The organism is Nocardioides eburneus, assembly GCF_040838215.1.
Taxonomy (GTDB): Bacteria; Actinomycetota; Actinomycetes; order Propionibacteriales; family Nocardioidaceae; genus Nocardioides; species Nocardioides eburneus.
This window is the reverse complement of the sequence record NZ_JBFPJR010000053.1, coordinates 1-19,756: the sequence shown is the minus strand read 5'-3', so window position 1 is coordinate 19,756 and position 19,756 is coordinate 1. Positions and strand designations below refer to the sequence as shown.

Below are 19,756 nucleotides of genomic sequence, written 5' to 3'. Positions count from 1 at the left end.
TCTAGGGAGGCGCTGGTCAAGAGCGCCGTCCCGTCGGCGGTCTGCGCCTGTGCTCGTGGCAGGCACAGACCGCCGCCTTCGTCGTGGGCGCGTCAGGCGTGGAGCTCGCGCGCGACGGCGGCGCTGATCTCGTCGTCCGCGAAGCCGAGGAGCCGGGCCTTCTCGACGTACGCCGCCGCCTGCTCGCGCAGCAGGCCGGTGCGCCGCTGCTCGCTGCCGGCGACCCGGGTCCCGGCGCCGCGGCGGGTCTCGATGAGCCCCGCCTGCTCCAACTCGCGGTAGGCGCGGGCGACCGTGCCGGCCGCGAGGCCGAGGTCGCCGGCGAGCCGCCGCACCGCCGGGAGGCGTGCGCCGACGGGCAGTGCTCCGGTCTCGATCAGCTCCTCGAGCCGGCGGCGCACCTGCTCGTACGGCGGCGTCGCATCGGCGGCGTCGACGGCCACCTGGTCCGGCGTCAGCGTCATGAGGCCAATCCTGGCGTGCGATCCGCGGTCATGCGGACATCCTGCACGTCCCGCGATCTGACAGCAAGGCATCAACGGTGATGCTAGGCTGTCACTATGCGTACGACGGTGACCCTGGACCCCGATGTGGAGCAGCTGCTCCGCGAGCGGATGGCGGCCAAGGGTGTCTCCTTCAAGGAGGCGCTCAACGAAGCGGTGCGCGAGAGCGCGACGCCTCGCGTCGACTACGTCTTCGAGTCGCCAAGCAGGCCGATGGGGTGGAGGTGGAAGAGTCCCGAGGAGTTCCAGGAGGCGATGGCCGCCGCTGAGGACACGATGTGGCTGGACAAGCTGGCGCGCAGCCGATGAAGCTCGTCGACGCGAACGTGCTGGTCTACACGGCCAATGAGGACTCGCCGTTCCACGACGTGGCCAAGCGGTGGCTGGACGGCGCGCTGTCAGGGGGCTCGCCCGTCGGCTTCGCGTGGCTGGCCCTCGTGGGATTCGTGCGCATCGCCACGTTGCCGGTCTGGCCCCAGCCCTTGACGGCGACCGAGGCGATGGATCAGGTCGACGCCTGGCTGGGAGCCCGCTCGGCACGGATCCTCCAGCCGGGTCACAACCATCCGACACTGATGCGTCGCTTCGTCGACGAAATCGGCACTGGCGGAAACCTGATCAACGACGCCCACCTCGCCGCGCTGGCCCTCGAGCACAAGGCGACCATCGTCTCCTTCGATGGTGACTTCCGGCGCTTCCCGGGCGTCCGGTGGGAGCGGCCGCGCTGAGCCGCCGTGCGGGCCGGTGTAGCGTCCGCGAGGTGACCTCGCCCGCCGCGCCCCAGCCCCACGACAGTCCCGCACCGGAGTTCGCGGAGCGCCTCCACACGGCGCTCGGCGACGCCGCCGGCACCGTGCTCACCGACCCGGCGGCGATGGAGCGGTATGCCCACGATGACGCCGAGTGGGCGGCCTACGCGCTGCCCCTCGCCGTGGTCCGTGCCCGGTCCACCGACGACGTCCGTCGGCTGGTCGAGCTGTGTGTCGCGGACCGCGTCCCGATCGTGCCGCGCGGCTCGGGCACGGGCCTCTCCGGGGGAGCCAACGCGCTGGCCGGCTCGGTGGTCCTCTCGCTGGAGCGGATGGACCGGGTGCTCGAGATCGACCCGCAGGAGAAGCTCGCCGTCGTCCAGCCCGGGGTGGTCAACGACGACCTGCGCGCGGCCGTCGCCGAGCACGGGCTGTGGTATCCGACCGACCCGGCGAGCGCGCCGTGGTCGAGCATCGGCGGCAACGTCGCGACCAACGCGGGCGGCCTGTGCTGCGTGAAGTACGGCGTGACCGGTGACTACGTCCGCGAGCTGGAGGTCGTCACCGGGACGGCCGAAGTGGTGCGGCTGGGGCGGCGTACGGCCAAGGGCGTCGGCGGCTATGACCTCAAGTCGCTGCTCGTCGGCTCGGAGGGCACGCTCGGCATCGTCACGGAGGTGACCGTGCGGCTCCGCCCGTCGAGGCCGGAGGAGCGCACCGTCGCCGGCTACTTCGACTCCGTCACCGACGCGGGCGAGGCGGTCGCCGCCACGCTCGCCGCGGGCGTCGTGCCGTCCGCGATGGAGCTCGTCGACCGCAGCTGCCTCGAGGCCGTCGACGCCTGGAAGCACATGGGGCTGAGCCTCGAGGCGGACGTCGTGCTGCTCGGCCGGACCGACACTCCGGGCGCCGACGGCGCCGAGGAGGCGGAGCGGATGCGACAGGCCTACGAGAAGAGCGGCGCGTCCTTCGTCGCCGTCTCCTCCGACGCCCAGGAGTCCGAGGCGCTCTTCGCCGCGCGGCGGCTCGCCTACCCCGCGCTCGAGCGGCTCGGCCCGGTGCTCACCGAGGACGTCTGCGTGCCCGTCGGCGCGGTCCCCGAGATGCTCGGCCGGATCCAGGCGACGGCGGCGGCGTACGACGTCCGCATCGCCAACATCGCCCACGCCGGCGACGGCAACCTGCACCCGCTGATCATCACCGAGCCCGGGAACGACGCGCAGCGCGAGCGGGCGCAGGAGGCGTTCGAGGTGATCCTCGCCGACGCGCTCGCCCTCGGTGGCACCGTCACCGGCGAGCACGGCGTCGGGCTCCTCAAGCGTCCGGGCCTCGGCCGTGAGCTCTCCGCCCCGGTGGTCGCTATGCAGCGTGCCGTGAAGGCCGCGCTCGACCCGCACGGCATCCTCAACCCGGGGAAGGCGATCGTCTGACCGCCGCCTCGCCCGCCGGCCTCGCGCCGGGTCCCGCAGCCGGAGACATCGTCCGGAATCTGGCGGGAGGACTTGTGCCGGCGGGCCCGGAGGGCAAAGGTAGTTAGCGAAGGTCAACTATCTTTCCCGAGTGGCGAGGAGGGGTCGATGGCGGACGCCGCGGTCCGTGAGCAGGCAGAGGTGCGCCGGGAGGAGGCGCGGCAGCGGGCCCGTGAGCGAGCCGAGCGTGACGTGCGCAGCCCCCACTACAAGTGGATCGCGCTGTCCAACACGACGCTCGGCGTCCTGTTGGCGACGATCAACCAGTCGATCCTGCTCATCGCCCTGCCCGACATCTTCCGCGGCGTCGGCGTCGACCCGCTCGCGCCCGGCAACACCAGCCTGCTGCTGTGGCTGATCATGGGCTACATGGTCGTGACGGCCGTGCTGGTCGTCGGACTCGGGCGGCTCGGGGACATGTACGGCCGGGTGAGGATGTACAACGCCGGCTTCGCCATCTTCACGTTCTTCTCGGTCCTGCTCGCCGTGACGTGGATGCACGGCACCGCGGGTGTCGTCTGGCTGATCGCGATGCGGATCTTCCAGGGCGTCGGCGGCGCGATGCTGATGGCCAACTCCGCCGCGATCATCACCGACGCCTTCCCGCACGACCAGCGCGGGCTCGGTCTCGGCCTGAACCAGGTCGCCGGCATCGCGGGCTCGTTCATCGGGCTCGTCGTCGGTGGCCTGCTCGCGCCGGTCGAGTGGCACCTCGTGTTCATCGTCTCGGTCCCGATCGGGCTCTTCGCGACCGTCTGGGCCTACCTCAAGCTCCACGACACCGGCGTGCGCAAGCAGGCCCGGATGGACTGGTGGGGCAATGCGACCTTCGCGGTCGGGCTCGTCGCTGTGCTCATCGGCATCACCTACGGCATCCAGCCGTACGCCGGCCACGACATGGGCTGGTCCAACCCGTGGGTCCTCGCGGCACTGGTCGGCGGCGTGGTCGTGCTCGGCGTCTTCTGCGTCGTGGAGACCCGGGTGGCGGAGCCGATGTTCCACATCGGGCTGTTCCGGATCCGCGCCTTCACCTTCGGCAACCTCGCCAGCCTGCTCGGGTCGCTGGGGCGTGGGGGGCTGATGTTCATCCTGATCATCTGGCTGCAGGGCATCTGGCTGCCGCAGCACGGCTACAGCTTCGAGAGGACTCCGCTGTGGGCCGGCATCTACATGCTGCCGCTCACCGTGGGGTTCCTCGTGGCGGGACCGATCTCGGGCTATCTCTCCGACCGGTTCGGCGCGCGGCTCTTCGCGACCGGCGGCATGCTCGTCGCCGCCCTGAGCTTCGTCTGGCTGCTCCTGCTGCCCGTCGGCTTCGCCTACGGAGAGTTCGCGGTCGCCCTCCTGCTCAACGGGCTCGGGATGGGCCTGTTCGCCTCGCCCAACCGGGCGGGGATCATGAACAGCCTGCCGGCGGCCCAGCGTGGGGTCGGCGCCGGCATGACCAGCACCTTCCAGAACGCCGCGATGGTCCTCTCGATCGGCATCTTCTTCTCGCTGATGATCGCCGGCCTCGCCTCGTCGCTGCCTCACGAGCTGACCGCCGGTCTCGCTGCGCAGGGCGTGCCGCCGGACAAGATCCACGAGGTCGCCGCCCTGCCGCCCGTGGGGGTCCTGTTCGCGTCGCTGCTGGGCTACAACCCCGTCCAGACGCTGCTCGGCTCCGACACGCTGGGCCACCTCACGGCCGCGCAGCAGGCCGACCTGACCGGTCGGGGCTTCTTCCCCCACATGATCTCCGGGCCGTTCTCGGACGGTCTCGGGGTGGCGTTCGGGTTCGCGATCGCCTGCTGCCTCGTGGCGGCGCTCGCGTCGGCCCTGCGTGGCGGGAAGTACGTCCACGTCGACGACTGATCCGGGCTGAGCGCCACTCCGGACCGCCCGGAGGCTGCGGCGCGACGGCAGGGGAGGGGTGACGGGCGTCTCTGGGTTGCCGCTGCCACGCTCGGTAGCCTCGACAGACGAGATGACCCACGCGCCCGAGCCTGCCCCACGCCCGCCCCACGACCCCGACGGCACCTCGACGTCGCTCGCCCTCACCAAGCCCACCCCGCAGCAGCCGGCCGGACTCGGGATCGACTGGCTGAAGACGGCTGCGGGTGCGCTCGCCGCCGTGTCCACCACCGTCCTGCTCTCGACGCTGGGGGCGGCCGGCACCCTCATCGGCGCGGCCATCGGCAGCGTCGCGGCGACCGTCGGGACGGCGCTCTACAGCCAGGGCCTCGCCAAGAGCCGCCGGACGATGGCGCGCGCCCAGGAGATGGCCCGGGTCCGGGTCAACAGCGCCCAGGCCGACGTACGTCGGGCGGCCAGTCGTCCCGGCGACACGGCCGCCGTCGAGGCGCATCTCGAGCGGGCCGAGGCCCGGCTCGACCAGGCCGCTCACCGGCTGGACGAGGCCGAGGCGTCCACGGCGCCACGATGGGGCGACCGGCTGCGTGGCCTGCCCTGGAAGCGGGTCGCGCTCGTGTCGGCCGCGCTCTTCCTGGCGGTCGTCGCGATCGTGACGGTCTTCGAGCTCGTCTCGGGGAGGACGGTGGCCTCGCTCGTGGGCGGCGGCGACCGCGGTGGCACGACGATCTCCCACGTCACCGGCACGCACGGTGGCGGCAAGCACCACCAGCCCACCCAGAACCCCACGGTGCCGAGCGACGGACCGAGCGTCGCCGCGCCGACGGACTCGGCCCAGCCCTCCGCGGGCACAAGCGAGGAACCGACCCAGCCGGCCGAGCCACGCGCCACCACGACGGACTCCGGGCTCCCGTCGGACGCGCCGACCACCGCGGCGCCCACGAGCGGTCCCACCAGCAGTCCCACGCCGACGGACGAGCCGAGCGCGGCCGAACCGACACCGTCGGGGGAGCCGTCAGCCGAGTGAGGCCGGCGTGCCCGGCGGAGCCCCTCGCCGGATGCTCTCAGGGCGCCCCGCTAGCGTGCGGAGCATGGCAGAGCTCATCGAGATCACGACCCCCGACGGCACCGCCGAGGCCTACCTCGCGCGCCCCGCAGGCGAGAGCAGGGGCGGCGTCCTCTTCTACATGGACGCCATCGGCCTCCGGCCGCGCATCGCCGACATGGTCGACACCATCGCCGGCTGGGGCTACACGGTCCTGGCCCCCAACGTCTTCTATCGCACCGGCACGGCGGCGGAGACCTCGCCGACCGCCGACCTGCGCGACCCGGAGGCGCGCGCGGCGTTCTTCGCCTCGGGCGTCATGGACCGCGTCAACGGCCTCACGCCGGACCAGATCGCCATCGACGTCCCGGCGTACGCCGCCGTCCTCGAGGAGTACGCCGGCGCCGGGCCGATCGGCGCGACGGGCTACTGCATGGGCGCCCGGATCGCCGTCCGGACGGCCGGCCTGCTGCCCGACAAGGTGGCGGCCGTCGGTGGCTTCCACGGCGGTGGCCTGGTGACCGACGACCCGGCGTCGCCGCACACCGCGATCGCCGGCACACGCGCCGAATACGTCTTCGGCCACGCCGACAGCGACGGCTCGATGACGCCGGAGAACGTGGCCGCGCTGGGAGAGACCCTCCAGGCGGCCGGGGTCGCCTACCGCAACGAGATCTACCCCGGTGCCGCGCACGGCTACACGATGGAGGACACCTCCCAGTGGAACGCGCAGGCGTGCGAGCGCCACTTCGCCGAGCTCAGGGACGTGCTGGATCGCACCCTCGGCGCCTCCTGAGCGCGACCTCCCGCGTGCCCCCGGCTCCTGGCCGGGGGCACGTGTGTTCTCGGGCCGAGGGTCAGCGACCGTGCTCGGCCGCGAGCGCCGCCGAGGCCTCGTCGATGATGGAGCGCATCGCGGCCTCGGCCGCCGCCGCGTCGCCCCGGCGCACGGCGCGGGCCACCTCGTCGTGGAGCGCGATCGCCTCCGGGTTGGGGGTGCGGGGCATGAGCTGGTGGTGGGTGCGCCCCACGAGCACCTCGGAGGTGACCGAGGCCAGCGCGCGCATCATCTCGTTCCCACTCGCGTCGAGCAGGGTGCGGTGGAACTGCTGGTCGGCGACGAGATAGGCCTCCAGATCGCCCTGGCGTCCGGTGATCTCCATCTCCGCGACGGCCGCGGCGAGCGCGCGACTGTGGTCGGGGGTGGCGCGCTGGGCCGCGAGACCCGCCGCGACCGGCTCGAAGCCACGGCGCAACTCGGAGAGCGAGACCAGCTGGTCGCTGCGGTCACCGGCCTCGAGCCGCCACCGGATGAGCCGCGGGTCGAAGACGTTCCACGCCTGGCGCGGCTGCACCGTGATCCCGACCCGGCGGCGCGACGCGACGAGCCCCATCGACTCCAGGACACGGATCGCCTCGCGCGCCACGCTCCGCGAGACGTCGTACGACGTTGTGATGCTCTCCAGCGTCAGCACCGCGCCCACGGCGAGACGGCCGGAGGCGATCTCCTCGCCGAGGCTGTCGAGCAGGTCGGCGTGGACGGCGTGCGGGCTCACACCACTGATCATCCCACTTGAAGACCTTCGGGCATATAGACGGCCTTTTGATCGTTCAATCTGGACAAAAGTCTGCCTTTTTGGTCAGATGTGACGGTCCCCACAGGAGGGAGTGTCTGGCATGAAGCCACTACTCGTCGTCATGGGAGTCTCCGGCTCCGGCAAGAGCACCATCGGCGCGGCGATCGCGCAACGCCTGCGCGTGCCGTTCGCCGATGCCGACGACTTCCACCCGCCCGCCAACATCGCGAAGATGTCGGCGGGGCATCCGCTCGACGACCACGACCGCTACCCGTGGCTCGAGGCCATCGGGGAGTGGCTCGCGAGCCATCCGGACGGCGCGGTCATGAGCTGCTCGGCCCTCAAGCGGAAGTACCGCGACCAGCTGCGCCACCACGCGCACGCAGTCGCGTTCCTCCACCTCGCCGGCACCCGCGAGGTCATCGCCCGTCGCCAGGCCAGCCGTCCCGGCCACTTCATGCCGGCCTCCCTGCTGACCTCGCAGTTCCGCACGCTCGAGCCGCTCGAGCCGGACGAGGCGGGGCTCACGATCGATGTCGACCAGGACGTCGACGCGATCGTCCAGGAATACGTCGACGTCGTGACGCACGGCGGCGCGTCAAAGGAGAACTGATGAATTTCCCGTCCACGGTCCTGGCGGCCTCGGACCTGACCCAGCCGGTCGCCGGCGGGTTCCAGCTGGTCCTCGCCGCCATCCTCGGCATCGCCGTGATCGTCGTCCTGATCACGCTCGCGAAGCTCCACCCGTTCCTGTCCCTCATCGTCGGCGGCCTGGTCGTCGGCATCGTCGCGGGGCAGAACGTCAACGACGTCGTCACCAGCTTCAGCACGGGCTTCGGCAGCACCGCGGCCAGTGTCGGACTGCTGATCGCGCTCGGCGCCATGTTCGCCAAGCTCCTCGCCGACTCCGGCGGTGCGGACCAGATCGTCGACACCATCGTCGGCAACGCCGGCGCGCGCATGCTGCCGTGGGCGATGGCGCTCGTCGGCGCCATCATCGGCCTGCCGATGTTCTTCGAGATCGGTCTCGTCCTGCTGATGCCGGTCATCTACCTCGTCGCCCGGCGGGCCCAGGTCTCGCTGGTGTCGGTCGGGATCCCGGCGCTCGCCGGCCTCTCGGCGATGCACGGCTTCGTGCCGCCCCACCCGGGGCCGCTCACCGCGGTCAGCAACCTGGGCGCCGACCTCGGTCTGACCCTCGGGCTCGGTGTGATCGTCGCGATCCCCACGGTCATCGTCGCCGGCCCCGTGTTCGGCCGGATCGCCGGGCGCCTGGTCGACGTACCGGCGCCGACGACGTTCGACTCCGCGCGTGACGAGAAGGCGCAGCGTCCGTCCTTCGTCATCACGCTCTTCAGCGTGCTCCTGCCTGTCGTGCTCATGCTCGCCAAGTCGATCACCGACATCGTCTGGAACGACGAGGCCGACAACGGGGTGCGCCAGGTCTTCGACGTGCTCGGCAATCCGCCGATCGCCCTGCTCATCGCGGTCATCGTCGGCCTGTTCACCCTCGGCCGCGGCGCGCGCATGGATCGCGCTCAGCTGTCCAGGACGTTGGAGACCTCTCTCCCGCCGATCGCCGGCATCCTTCTCATCGTCTCCGCCGGCGGTGGCTTCAAGCAGGTCCTCGTCGACACCGGCATCGGCACCAAGTTGGCGGAGTGGGCCGACAAGGTCGACTTCCCGGTCCTGCTGCTGGCCTGGATCCTCGCGGTCCTCATCCGCCTGGCCACCGGGTCGGCGACGGTCGCGACGATCACGGCCTCCTCGCTCGTCGTCGGCCTGCTGCCGGGCCTCGACAACTGGGAGGTCTCCCTCGTCGTCCTCGCCGTGGGCGCGGGCTCGGTGTTCTTCTCCCACGTCAACGACGCCGGCTTCTGGCTGGTGAAGGAGTACTTCGGGATGAGCGTCGGCCAGACGATCAAGACCTGGTCCTCGATGGAGACCGTGCTGTCCGTCTCGGGCCTGGTCTTCGTCCTCGTGCTCGACCTGATCCTCAAGCTGATCCTCTGAGCCGAGCGCGTCGCAGACGCAGAGCGCCGGCACGGTGACCCCTCTCGGGTAGGGCCTCCGTGCCGGCTGCCTGCGACCGGACCAGGCGCTAGGAGTCGTCGTGGAGCGACTCGTCGACGCCGTGCGTCTCGGTGTAGTTCTGCTGCTCCTCCGGGTCCTCGTCCAACCCCTCCTCGATGTCGCGTCGCTCGATGCCCTCCTCGGGAGGAAGGCCCTCGGCGTCGGACGGGTTGCCGCGGGGGTGGGAATCCATGGGCCCCGGTAACCGCCCCTGCCGTCGTCAAACGGGGAAGACGTCAGGGATCTTCGAGGCCTGGCCGGTGAACTCGGGAGCCCGCTTCTCGAGGAAGGCCGCGACGCCCTCCTTCCCGTCGCCCACCGAGGTGTGCCACATCGCGAGCGAGTCGGCCAGGTGCGCCTCGAGCGGGTGGTCCACGGCCATGTTGCGGTAGACCAGCTGCTTCGCCAGCCCGAGGGCGACGGGGGAGCGGTCGACGACGAACCGCCGTGCCAGCGCGTACGCCGCTGGCAGGAGCTCGTCGGGTTCGTGGACCGAGCGCAGCAGGCCGCCGTCGTACGCCTCCTGCGCGGTGAGGATGTCCGCGGAGTAGAACCACTCCAGGGCGGTCTGCACCCCGACGATGCGGGGCAGGAACCAGCTGGAGCAGGCCTCCGGGACGATCCCGAGCCGGCCGAAGACGAAGCCGATCCGAGCGGTCGTCGAGGCGAGCCGGAGGTCCATCGCGCACGTCATCGTCGCGCCGATGCCGACAGCGGGACCGTTGATCGCGGCGATCACGGGCTTGGGCAGCGCGTGGATCGCCAGGGTGACCTTGCCGCCGGTGTCGCGGAGGCCGTCGGCGTACTCCGGATGCACGCTGGGGTCCGCGAGGTGGGCCTGCAGCGACGCGGGCGTCGGGGTGAGGGACTCGTCGAGGCCGAAGACGTTGCCCGGGGCGGAGAGGTCCATGCCCGCGCAGAAGGCGCGGCCGGCTCCCGTGACCACCACGGCGCGCACGTCGTCGGCCGTGGCGTCGCCAGTGAAGACCGCGAGCAGCTCACGCGCCATGGTCAGGTCGAACGCGTTGAGGGCCTCGGGGCGGTGGAGCGTGAGGGTGGCGATGCCGTCGGCATCGGTCTCGAACGTCAGGGTCTCGTAGGTCACCGCGCCATCATGCCGTGGTCAGCCCGTCACGCTCTTGGGCAGTCCGGACGGCGTGCAGAGGCTCTTCGGCAGGTCGCCGACCTTGTCCTCGATGACGTAGTGGAACATCCGCTTCGAGCGTGCGGCGTCCCAGTGGATGTACATGTCGGAGATCGGCACGCCGCAGGTGAGTGCGGAGCCGCCGGCGACCGACTTGAAGGCCCAGCCGAACTTCGCGATCCCCAGGGTGCTCATCCCGTCGCCGACGCTGATGCCGGACGCGGCGTCCTTGAGGCCATGGAGCTTGAACGGGTTGGCGAGGGTGCCGAACGTGGCGACCTTCTTGCCGATCTGGCTGATCACCTCGTTCTGCGCCTCACCGCGGCCGAGGTCGCCGAGCTGCTGGGCGTGCCGGGAGCGGGAGTAGGCGAGGGCCTTCACGCCGTTGGCGGACTGGCACCCCTTCTTGACGTTCAGCCCGGCCAGCGGGTCCTTCATGTCGGTCTTCGGACAGATGGTGATCCCGCCGACGCCGTCGACGAGGTTGACCAGGCCGCCCATGCCGATCTCGACGTAGCCGTCGATCCGGATCCCGGTGTCCTGCTCGATGGTCTTGACGAGCAGCTTCGGGCCACCCCACGCGAAGGCCGCGTTGATCTTGGAGCTGCCGTGGCCGGGGATGGGCACGTAGGAGTCGCGCGGGATCGTCATCATCAGATCGGGCCCGCTCCCGGTGTGCAGCAGCTTGATGGTGTCGGTGCGCTGACCGACGTCCCCGCCGGTGTGGAGCTTGCGCCGCTCCGCCTTGGACAGTCCCTTGCGGGAGTCGGAGGCGACGATGAGGTAGGTCGTGCCGGGCTGGTCGGCCGGGCGCGCGCCGCTCGGCTCCCAGGCGACCCGGTCGAAGGCCTTCGGGAAGGACAGCCCGGTCCAGATCACCGCGCCCACCCAGACGAGGACCAGCGCGAGGAGGACGAGCAGGATCCGCTTCGGGCGCAGCCAGCGACGGCCGCGACCTCCGCCACCTGCGCCGCGACCGCTGCGAGAGGTCGTGCCGGCGCCCGACCCGCCCGGGGTCGGGGCGATCTGACCGGGGGAGGGCAAGGCCTTCGACGTGGGTCGGGCCGGTGCGGCCGACGTGGGTATCACCCGTGTCGACTCCTCGCCCGCGGGCCGCCGACGCACCGGCCGGGTCGGCTCGGGAGCGCTGCCGGCGGCACGCGGGGTCGGCTGGGACCGGCCACGGCGCTTGCCGTAGAGCCAGTCGTAGTCGGGGCCGTCCCCGCCGTCCGGCGGGGTGCTGCCCGGGTTCCGGGGACGGTCTGCCATGCCCGGAACGGTACCGTGCAAACCTGACGCTGCCGCAGGAGCGCGGCCCGTGCCGCCGGTGTGTGGCCCGCGTCCCATGCTCCCGCGGGTGTCCTGCGACCTGCCCGGCGCGTCGTGACGGCTGTGGCCGCTGTGACTGGTGATACTGACGGGACCGTCCTGACCTTCCCCTCAGGAGAACTCGTATGTCTGCCCAGACGGCTCCGCCCGCGACCGTCCGCCCGTCCGCAACGACGGGCCCACGGACCGCCGCCGAGCGCGCGGCGAGGGTCCGCTTCCGGCGCGCCCTCTCGCTGATGGCGATGACGCTCGTCCTGCCCGGCTCCGCCCAGCTCGTCGCCGGGAACCGTCAGGTGGGGCGCTGGGCGCTGCGCATCGCCGCGGGGCTGGTCGCGGCGACGCTGGTCATCGCGCCGACGTCGTACTTCTGGCACGGGCTGTTCTTCTTCCTCGGCACGACGCCGTGGGTGCTCACCTGGCTGCGGCTGGTGCTCATCGTCCTCGGCATCGGCTGGGCCGCGCTCTTCGTCGACGCGTGGAGGCTCGGGCAGCCGCTGACGCTCTCGCTACGCCACCGCCGCTGGGCGATCGTCGTCAACGGCGCGCTCGCGCTGAGCGTCGCCAGCGCGCTGCTCTATGGGTCGCACGAGGTGGGTGTCACGCGCGGCGCCCTCGTCGCGATGTTCGGCAACGGCGCCAAGAGCAACGCGGTCGACGGGCGCTACAACGTGCTGCTGCTCGGCGCCGACTCCGGCGTCAGCCGGTGGGGCCTGCGGACCGACTCCATGACCGTCGCCTCGATCGACGCCGACACCGGCAAGACGGTCCTGATCGGGCTGCCGCGCAACATGGAGAGCTTCCCGTTCCGGGAGGGGTCGATCATGGCGAAGCAGTTCCCGCACGGCTACGACTGCTCCGGATGCGAGCTCAACAGCCTCACGACGTACGCCGACGACCACCGCTCGCTCTTCAAGGACTACGCCCAGCCGGGTGTCGAGGCCACGATCGAGGGCATCGAAGGCATCACCGGCCTGCGGATCAACTACTGGGCGATGGTCAACCTGCAGGGCTTCCGCGACCTCGCCGACGCGGTCGGGGGAGTGACGATCAACGTCCGCCAGCCGATCGCGATCGGCAAGACCGGTGCGGTGACGGGCTACATCCAGCCGGGTGTCCAGAAGCTCTCGGGAGACAAGCTGCTCTGGTACGCCCGCTCGCGCGCCACCTCGGACGACTACTCGCGGATGGCACGTCAGAAGTGCGTCATGGCGGCGATGCTGCAGCAGGTGAGCCCCACGGACGTGGTCAAGCACTTCGACTCGATCGCGAGCGCCGGACAGGCGATGTTCAAGACCTCGATCCCGACTTCTGAGGTCGGCACGTTCGTCGACCTCGCGCTCAAGGCGCGCAAGGCCAAGGTCGCGACCGTCTCGCTGGTCCCGCCGGCGATCAACACCGGCGACCCGGACATCGCCAAGGCGCACAAGCTCGTCGCGAACGCCATCGCGAAGAGCGAGGGCACGGGTGCGAAGGCCGGCAAGGGCTCGTCCGGGGGCGCCAAGAAGCACCACCGGAAGGCGCCGCAGCAGATGACCGAGGGCTCGTTCGGCTCCCTGAGCACGGGCTACGCCGCGAACCAGACCGACGACCTGTCGAACGCCTGCTGATCCGGCCGTCGCGGCCACGTCCTTCGGAGGCTAGGTTGAGCCGCTGTGCCCGCATCTGAGGCCCTTCCCGGCGTCGTGACCCGTGGGACGGCGCGCGTGTCGCGCCGCGCTCGACTGGGTGCTCTCCTGCGTCGCGAGGGTGGCTGGCTCGCGGCGGCGCTGCTGGTGGTCGGCATCGCCTGGGTCGTGACGCTTCCGCTGGACCCGCGTCACTTCTACTCGGGTGACACCGAGCAGGCCTACTACGGCTGGTGGTACGCCGTCGGCGACGCGCTCCGCCATGGGCATCTGGCCCTGCTCGACCCCCAGCAGCTGGGCTACGGCAACCACGTGCTCGACGGCCAGCTCGGGCTCTACAACCCCCTGATCGCCCTCGTCGGCCTCGGGGCCACGGTGGCGCCGCAGCTCGTCGTCTATGCGACCGCGGTGAAGTTCCTCACGGCTGCCGTCGGCGTCATCGGCTGCTACGCATTGGTCCGGAGCTATCGGGTGGCCCCGCCGCTGGCCGGGGCCGCCTCCGTCGCGGTCGCCCTGTGCGGCTTCACCTACGCGCTCAGTGCGGCGCGCTGGTTCGACGGTCAGCTCGGCGTCGCCCTGCTCCCGTGGGCCTGGTGGACGACGCGGCGGCTGGTGCACGGACGCAGCCCGTTCCCAGCGCTGCTGTGCTGCCTGCTCATCGTCACGATCGGCTACGTCTACCCGACCCTCTATCTCGGCGCGGTGCTGCTCGTCTGCCTTCTCGAGGCCCTTCTCCTCATCGGCTGGCGCGCGGTGCTCAAGGTCGTCCTGGTCGGCGTCTTCTGCGCGCTGGTCGCGGTGCTCGTCTATCTGCCCGGGATCTTGACCGCGGGGATGACGGTCCGCTCCTCCGACCGGCTGGTGGTCGATGGACCGAACCGGCTCGAGTGGTGGCAGCTCCCGCTGCTCTGGCAGCCGGTCGGACGGACGGGCCCGGAGATCTACGGGTTCCGGTCTCAGAGCCCGGTCGCGTACGTCGTGTGGTGGCTGCCACTCCTGCTGCTCGTCGAGCTGCGGCTGGTGCGGGAACGGTGGCGCGAGGTCGTCCCACTGGCCGTCGGGGCGCTCGTGTGGTGCCTGTGGTGCATCGGCCCCGCCAGGCTCGGGCCGCTGCGGTGGCCCACCCGGAGCCTGGACGCGTTGACGCTCATGGCCGCGGTGCTGGTCGTCGTCGCAGTCGTCCGATGCACGAGCCGACGGCCCTCGGCACTCCGCGTCGGCGTACTGGCCGCGTTCGTGGTCCTCAGCGAGCTCCTCGTCGTCCTCTGGCACCACGACGAGGCGGGTCCCAGGCTCGCGTCCACCGCAGCGTTGCTGGTCGGGCTCGTGGTCGGCGCCCTCTGGCTCCGGCGGAGTCGTCGGCTCGGCGCGATCCTGCTGCTCGGCTCCCTCGCGTTCGGGCTCGTCGCGGCCCTGGTGCCGCAGTCCGCGATGCCCACGCTCGCGATGCCGGGCGACAAGGTGGCCTACGACCACGTCGTGACGCACTCGCGCGGCACCATCATCCAGATCAACGCCCACAAGACCACCCGCTACAGCGCCGAGCGCGGCCGTCACCTGCTCCGCGGCAGTCTGTGGACGCTGACCGGGAAGCCCGTCGTCAACGGCTACACCACGGCCCAGCCGCGGTCGTTCCAGAGGCGGTTCAAGGGTCGCTACATGGGCGCCTTCGCGCCCCGGACCCTCAAGAGATTGTTCGCGCGCGAGCAGCGGACCACCGGACGGCGGTTCGTCGACCTGTGCGGCATCAGCACGATCATCCTCGAGCGAGGCCGCGACTGGGGGGCGCCGCCGCGGGGCTGGCACGTCGCCGACCGCGACGCCGTGAGCGTGACCTGGATCCGCGACCGGCCGATCGCCCCGGCCGGCAACGTCGCCTGGACCTCGCCGGGCACCTCCGTGCAGACGGTGGCGGAGGGGCCGCTCGGCGTGTCCTTCCGCGTGACCGGAGTTCCCGCCGAGGGTGGGTCGGTGGTCCTGAGCCGGATCGCCTGGACCGGCTATCGCGTCTCCGGCGCCCGGTTCGGCCGGCCGCTGGCGAAGCTGCTGCTGCGGGTCCACGTCCCGGCCGGTGCCGAGGGCCGCGTCGTCACGGTGACCTTCCGCCCGCCCGGCTGGCGCCCGGAGCTGCTCTGCGCGGCGCTCGCCGTCGCGCTCTGGCTCGGCTGGAGCGGTGCCTTCCTGCTGCGTCGGCGCCGGTCGGCCAGGACCCCGCGCCCTGATAGCGTCCCCGCGTGACCGAGCGAGGACACGGTGGCTCCGCGTCGATCGAGCAGACCGACTACTGGTGGTACCGCGTGCGTGCGCGCCTCCTGCGGACGATCTTGGAGTCGTACGCCGACGGGCCCGACCGCGTGCTCGACGTCGGGAGCGCCGACGGCCCGAGCGTCGGCTGGCTCGAGGCACGCAGCCTCAAGGTCGCGCTCGACATCGACCCGCGCGGGCTGAAGGCCGGCACGGGTGTCTGCGGTTCGGCGATGGAGCTGCCGTTCGCGGACGCGTCGTTCGACGTGGTCGGCGCGTTCGACGTGGTGGAGCATTGCGAGCCGGAGAGCACCGCGGTGGCCGAGCTCGCGCGCGTGCTCGTCCCCGGCGGCCGCCTGCTCCTGTCGGTGCCGGCCTATCAGTGGGCCTGGAGCGACTTCGACGAGGAGAACGGTCACTACCGCCGCTACACGCGCGGCCGAGCGGTCGCCGCCGTGGAGGCGCAGGGGCTCGAGGTCCTGCGCGCCAGCTACGCCTTCGCCTCCACCCTGCCGCTCTTCGCCGCGGAGCGCCTCGCGCGACGGGCGCGGCAGGCCGTCCGCCGGATCGGCCGGCAGCATCCCGCCGACGTCGTCTCCGTGCCCGAGGTCTCCCCGGGGCTCGACCGCTTCCTGCACTGGCTCGGCAGCCTCGACGACGCGATGCTGCGGCGCCGCGACCTGCCCTTCGGCTCCTCGGTGGTCGTCGCAGCCCGCAAGCCGGCCTGAGCGCGCCGGCCGCGGCGCGAGCAAAGTGTCACGGTGACAGTCCGCGCCTGGCGTGACAGTCCGCGGGTGTCACCCACGCCGCAAAGTGTCACGGTGACACTTGCGGAGCCGGCCGTCAGCGTTCGGCGTGGTCCGCCGGCCGCCGGAACGAGAAGAGCAGGTGGCCGAAGTAGCTCGCGACCACCACGAGTGCCAGCGACACCACCTGCGCCGGCACGACCGGCAGGTGGACGACCTCGACCATGAGCGGCAGCAGGGCGGCGTTGAGCGCCAGGCTCGTCACCTGCACGCTCGTGAAGCGGAGGAGGTCGACGAGGACGTTGCCCTCGACCCGGAAGACGAACCGACGGTGCAGGACGAAGCCGACGATGATGCCGACGGCGTACGCCAGCACCAGCGAGCCCAGGTAGTGGAGCGTGTCGCCCCACAGGTAGTAGAGCGCGGTGAAGGCAGCGAGGCCGAGGAGCGTGTTGGTCCCGCCGACGAGGAGGAAGGCGACCTCGCGGCGCCGCAGCAGCGCGAGGACGAGGGTCATCGGCCCGCGACCCTGGGCCGAGGAGTCCGACGTTCTCACAGCGCGCAGACCGCCGGCTGGGGCACGCACCGGGCCGTCGTCACGTCGTGCAGTGTCGCGGCCATGCCCTCCGGCAGCGGCGTGGAGGCCAGCCGGTCCAGCTCGGGCCATACGGTCGAGCGGAAGCGCAGGTCGGGCGGCTGGAACCGGGCATTCTGGGAGAGTCCGAGGACGACCGGCGGGCGACGCTTCGAGATGCGGTGGAGGGTGCCGACGACCTCGGCCAGGGTCGTCGAGATCTGGGAGCAGAAGATCTTCGTCACGAGGCTGCCGGCCGGCTCGGCGGCGAGCCGGTCCAGCCCCGAGAGGACCATCCGAGCGGCGTCGGCGACGTACAGGTAGTCGCGGGCGGTGTCGAGCGAGACGTAGATCGAGAGCGGCTGGCGGGTGAGCTGGGAGCGGCAGAGCTGGGAGACGATGCCCTGCTGCTTGTCGAGCCGCTGGCCGGGACCGTAGAGGTTGGCGAACCGCCCGACGAGCAGCGAGAGGCCATGGCGGCGCGCGACCTCCGCCGCGGCCCGCTCCATCGCGAGCTTCGTCTCGCCGTACGGCGCGAGCGGCCGCGGCTCGTCCGCCTCGGTGAACGGCGGCGCCGACGAGCCGGCGTAGACACCTCCGGCGGAGGAGGCGAGGAAGAGCGCGACCCGGGTCTTCGGATGGCGCCGGGTGGCCTCGGCGAGCCGCTCGAGGAAGGCCCGGAAGACGGCCAGCTCGGTGTCGAGCACCTCCTTGCTGGTGCCGACGACGCCGGCGCCGGCGCACCAGACCACGTCGAGCGAGGCGTTGGTCCCGACGAGCCAGTCCCCGGCGTCGCCGAGAACGCCGACCGAGGCGTCCGGGTCCTCCCAGGGGACGTCGGTCGTGGTCACGGGCACGGCCCGTCGCCGAGCCTCGGCCACGACGGCCTTGCCGAGCAGGCCCCCGGCGCCGATCACCCAGCGCAGCGGCGTCTCAGCCACGCTCGGGCGACCTCCGGCCGAGCGGGCCCGCCTCGGGGTCGCTGACGATGAGGTACGGCGGCCGCCCCATCGCCATCCCGACCGCGACGCCGACGTACTCCGCCACGATGCCGAGCGCGAAGAGGATCGCCCCGCTGCAGACCAGGGTCACCACGATGATCGACGTCCACCCCTGCACGTCGGTGCCGTTGACGAGACGGAGCACGACGAGGACGGCAGCCAGCAGGAACCCCACCAGCGCGGACATGACACCGAGCACGCTCACGACCCGCAGGCCGCGGGTGCCGCTGGTGAGCACCATCCGCCAGAAGTGGGAGAGCAGGCTGCGCAGGTTGTAGCCCGAGACCCGGTCGCCCTCGTCGCGGAGCGTCACCGGCGCGGTGGACGGCGGCGACGCCACCCAGGCGAGCGCGACGTCGAGGTAGACCCCCTGGCCGGCGTACGCCGCGACGCTGCGCCCGACCTCGCCGAGGACCAGCCGGAAGCTGTGGAAGGGCGAGGTGTCCGTCCCCCCGCTGAGCAGCTTGCTGACGCGCTTCGCGCCGACCGAGGTGACCCGGCGGAAGGCGGGGTGCGGCGCCTCGTTGACCGGAGCGGCGTAGACGAGGCTCGCGTTGTCGCGCAGTGCGGCGTCGAGCAGGCTGCCGATGTCGTGCGGGTCGTGCTGGCCGTCCTCGTCGAGGGTCACGATCCACTCGCCTCCGGTCGATGCCATGCCGGCGAGGGTCGCGGCGTGCTGGCCGAAGTTCCGGCTCAGCCAGATCGGACGCACCCACGGCCACTTCTCGGCGGCGCGGCGTAGGACGCTCGCGGAGTCATCGGGCCCGCAGTCGTGGACGAGGATGAGCTCGGCGACCCGGAACAGGTGGCCCGCCGGCGTGGGGGAGGGGTCGGTGAGCGTGGCGAGCTCGTCGACGACGCCCATGAGGTGCTTCTCGCCGCCGTAGACCGGGATCACCACGGAGACCTGGTGAACGGGCTGCTCAGCCCCGGTGGACTCGTCGCTGGTCACACAGCGACGATACCGGGCGAGGGTGGCTCGGCTGTGCGGTTGCTGTGGGCGTCGCCGCGTCGGTCGGGCCCGGCGTCGTGGGGGTGGCCGGCCGCGCTGTCGCCCACCCTTAGGGTGGTCGCCGTGCCCGACCAGCCCGCCCCGCCTCGCCGCATCACCGCCGTCGTGGTTACCTTCAACCGGCTCGGCCTGCTGCAGCGGCTCCTGGAGCGGCTGGACGCGGTCGCCGCCCTCGACGAGGTCATCGTGATCGACAACGCCTCGACCGACGGGACCTCGGAGTGGCTCGCCTCGCTGGACGACCGCGACGCCGGCGACGACCACCGCACGGTCCCCGTCGTCGCCCACACCCTCGCGACGAACAGCGGGGGAGCGGGCGGCTTCCACGAGGGGCTGCGCCTCGCCGTCGAGCGGGGAGCCGACCTGGTCTGGCTCATGGACGACGACGGCCTGCCCGAGCCTGACTGCCTCGACCGCCTGCTCGCCGAGACCGGCCTCGACTTCTGGGGGCCGCTCGTGGTGGACGAGGCGGAACCCGGCCGGCTCGTCTTCCCGATCCGGCTGCCGGGCGGCACCCGGGTCGTGCACGAGCTGGCCGACGTCGCCCGCGCCGCGACGGACGGCCGGATCGACGGCATCGTCATCCCGTTCAACGGCGTGCTCGTCACCCGGGAGCTCGTGGCGCGGATCGGCTACCCCCGCGCGGAGTTCTTCATCTGGGGCGACGACCACGAGTACCGCCTCCGCGCCGAGGCGGCGGGTGCCCGGATCGCCACCGTCGTCGACGCCCGCGTGCACCATCCGGCGGTGGGCAGCCTCGGGACCCCGATGATGCGGGGGCGGACGACGTACAACCACTCGCCGAGCGACCTGA

At 71.9% G+C, this 19,756-nt stretch carries 20 protein-coding genes; 12 read left to right on the top strand and 8 right to left on the bottom strand.

What is annotated here, in order from left to right; all coding sequences use genetic code 11:
• Positions 1 to 92: 92 nt before the first annotated feature.
• Positions 93 to 464, bottom strand: coding sequence for a GntR family transcriptional regulator (locus tag AB3X52_RS18735; protein ID WP_367995626.1), 372 nt, complete (start codon positions 462 to 464; stop codon positions 93 to 95).
• A 96-nt stretch (positions 465 to 560) separates the two neighbouring features.
• Between AB3X52_RS18735 and AB3X52_RS18730 the strand changes: the two genes are divergently transcribed.
• From AB3X52_RS18730 to AB3X52_RS18705, 6 genes are all read left to right on the top strand, one after another.
• Positions 561 to 812, top strand: a complete 252-nt coding sequence (locus AB3X52_RS18730; RefSeq protein ID WP_367995625.1) for a hypothetical protein — start codon at positions 561 to 563, stop codon at positions 810 to 812.
• Entirely contained in the window at positions 809 to 1,231 is a 423-nt protein-coding gene (locus AB3X52_RS18725; RefSeq protein WP_367995624.1) for a type II toxin-antitoxin system VapC family toxin, read from the top strand. The genes AB3X52_RS18730 and AB3X52_RS18725 overlap by 4 nt, the downstream gene beginning before the upstream one ends.
• 32 nt (positions 1,232 to 1,263) lie before the next feature.
• The gene (locus AB3X52_RS18720; protein ID WP_367995623.1) at positions 1,264 to 2,682 is read left to right on the top strand and encodes an FAD-binding oxidoreductase; all 1,419 of its coding nucleotides are present in this window, start codon (positions 1,264 to 1,266) and stop codon (positions 2,680 to 2,682) included.
• Between the two features lie 147 nt (positions 2,683 to 2,829).
• Entirely contained in the window at positions 2,830 to 4,575 is a 1,746-nt protein-coding gene (locus AB3X52_RS18715) for an MFS transporter (protein WP_367995622.1), read from the top strand.
• A gap of 112 nt (positions 4,576 to 4,687) precedes the next feature.
• Complete coding sequence (locus tag AB3X52_RS18710; RefSeq protein ID WP_367995621.1) at positions 4,688 to 5,599, top strand: HlyD family secretion protein; 912 nt, start codon at positions 4,688 to 4,690, stop codon at positions 5,597 to 5,599.
• A gap of 64 nt (positions 5,600 to 5,663) precedes the next feature.
• On the top strand, positions 5,664 to 6,413 hold the full coding sequence (locus AB3X52_RS18705; RefSeq protein WP_367995620.1) for a dienelactone hydrolase family protein: 750 nt from the start codon (positions 5,664 to 5,666) through the stop codon (positions 6,411 to 6,413).
• Between the two features lie 61 nt (positions 6,414 to 6,474).
• Here the strand turns inward: AB3X52_RS18705 and AB3X52_RS18700 are convergent, their stop codons facing one another.
• Positions 6,475 to 7,173, bottom strand: coding sequence for a FadR/GntR family transcriptional regulator (locus AB3X52_RS18700; RefSeq protein ID WP_367995619.1), 699 nt, complete (start codon positions 7,171 to 7,173; stop codon positions 6,475 to 6,477).
• A gap of 121 nt (positions 7,174 to 7,294) precedes the next feature.
• Between AB3X52_RS18700 and AB3X52_RS18695 the strand changes: the two genes are divergently transcribed.
• On the top strand, positions 7,295 to 7,807 hold the full coding sequence (locus AB3X52_RS18695) for a gluconokinase (RefSeq protein WP_367995618.1): 513 nt from the start codon (positions 7,295 to 7,297) through the stop codon (positions 7,805 to 7,807).
• On the top strand, positions 7,807 to 9,207 hold the full coding sequence (locus AB3X52_RS18690; RefSeq protein ID WP_367995617.1) for a GntP family permease: 1,401 nt from the start codon (positions 7,807 to 7,809) through the stop codon (positions 9,205 to 9,207). Before AB3X52_RS18695 ends, AB3X52_RS18690 begins: the two co-directional genes overlap by 1 nt.
• A gap of 88 nt (positions 9,208 to 9,295) precedes the next feature.
• On the opposite strand, the gene AB3X52_RS18685 is transcribed toward AB3X52_RS18690, so the two are convergent.
• The 3 genes from AB3X52_RS18685 to AB3X52_RS18675 are packed head-to-tail and all read right to left on the bottom strand — an operon-like array spanning position 9,296 to position 11,680.
• Positions 9,296 to 9,460: a hypothetical protein gene (locus tag AB3X52_RS18685; protein WP_367995616.1), complete on the bottom strand. Its 165-nt coding sequence runs from the start codon at positions 9,458 to 9,460 to the stop codon at positions 9,296 to 9,298.
• Between the two features lie 27 nt (positions 9,461 to 9,487).
• Positions 9,488 to 10,372, bottom strand: coding sequence for a crotonase/enoyl-CoA hydratase family protein (locus AB3X52_RS18680; protein ID WP_367995615.1), 885 nt, complete (start codon positions 10,370 to 10,372; stop codon positions 9,488 to 9,490).
• Between the two features lie 18 nt (positions 10,373 to 10,390).
• Positions 10,391 to 11,680, bottom strand: coding sequence for an LCP family protein (locus tag AB3X52_RS18675; RefSeq protein WP_367995614.1), 1,290 nt, complete (start codon positions 11,678 to 11,680; stop codon positions 10,391 to 10,393).
• Positions 11,681 to 11,865: 185 nt separating this feature from the next.
• Here AB3X52_RS18675 and AB3X52_RS18670 point away from each other — a divergent pair, with 185 nt between their 5' ends.
• Genes AB3X52_RS18670 through AB3X52_RS18660 form a run of 3 tightly spaced genes read left to right on the top strand, consistent with a single transcriptional unit; the run spans position 11,866 to position 16,337 of the window.
• A complete protein-coding gene (locus tag AB3X52_RS18670) occupies positions 11,866 to 13,347 on the top strand; it encodes an LCP family protein (RefSeq protein WP_367995613.1) in 1,482 nt (493 codons plus the stop codon).
• A gap of 45 nt (positions 13,348 to 13,392) precedes the next feature.
• On the top strand, positions 13,393 to 15,603 hold the full coding sequence (locus tag AB3X52_RS18665; RefSeq protein WP_367995612.1) for a hypothetical protein: 2,211 nt from the start codon (positions 13,393 to 13,395) through the stop codon (positions 15,601 to 15,603).
• On the top strand, positions 15,600 to 16,337 hold the full coding sequence (locus tag AB3X52_RS18660) for a class I SAM-dependent methyltransferase (RefSeq protein ID WP_367995611.1): 738 nt from the start codon (positions 15,600 to 15,602) through the stop codon (positions 16,335 to 16,337). Before AB3X52_RS18665 ends, AB3X52_RS18660 begins: the two co-directional genes overlap by 4 nt.
• A 115-nt stretch (positions 16,338 to 16,452) precedes the next feature.
• Here the strand turns inward: AB3X52_RS18660 and AB3X52_RS18655 are convergent, their stop codons facing one another.
• The 3 genes from AB3X52_RS18655 to AB3X52_RS18645 are packed head-to-tail and all read right to left on the bottom strand — an operon-like array spanning position 16,453 to position 18,882.
• Complete coding sequence (locus AB3X52_RS18655; RefSeq protein ID WP_367995610.1) at positions 16,453 to 16,872, bottom strand: GtrA family protein; 420 nt, start codon at positions 16,870 to 16,872, stop codon at positions 16,453 to 16,455.
• Between the two features lie 35 nt (positions 16,873 to 16,907).
• A complete protein-coding gene (locus AB3X52_RS18650) occupies positions 16,908 to 17,870 on the bottom strand; it encodes an NAD-dependent epimerase/dehydratase family protein (RefSeq protein ID WP_367995609.1) in 963 nt (320 codons plus the stop codon).
• Positions 17,863 to 18,882, bottom strand: coding sequence for a glycosyltransferase (locus AB3X52_RS18645; RefSeq protein ID WP_367995608.1), 1,020 nt, complete (start codon positions 18,880 to 18,882; stop codon positions 17,863 to 17,865). Before AB3X52_RS18645 ends, AB3X52_RS18650 begins: the two co-directional genes overlap by 8 nt.
• Positions 18,883 to 19,005: 123 nt before the next feature.
• On the opposite strand from AB3X52_RS18645, the gene AB3X52_RS18640 reads away from it, so the two are divergent.
• Positions 19,006 to 19,756: glycosyltransferase family 2 protein (locus tag AB3X52_RS18640; protein WP_367995607.1), on the top strand; the 751-nt coding region annotated here is incomplete at its 3' end.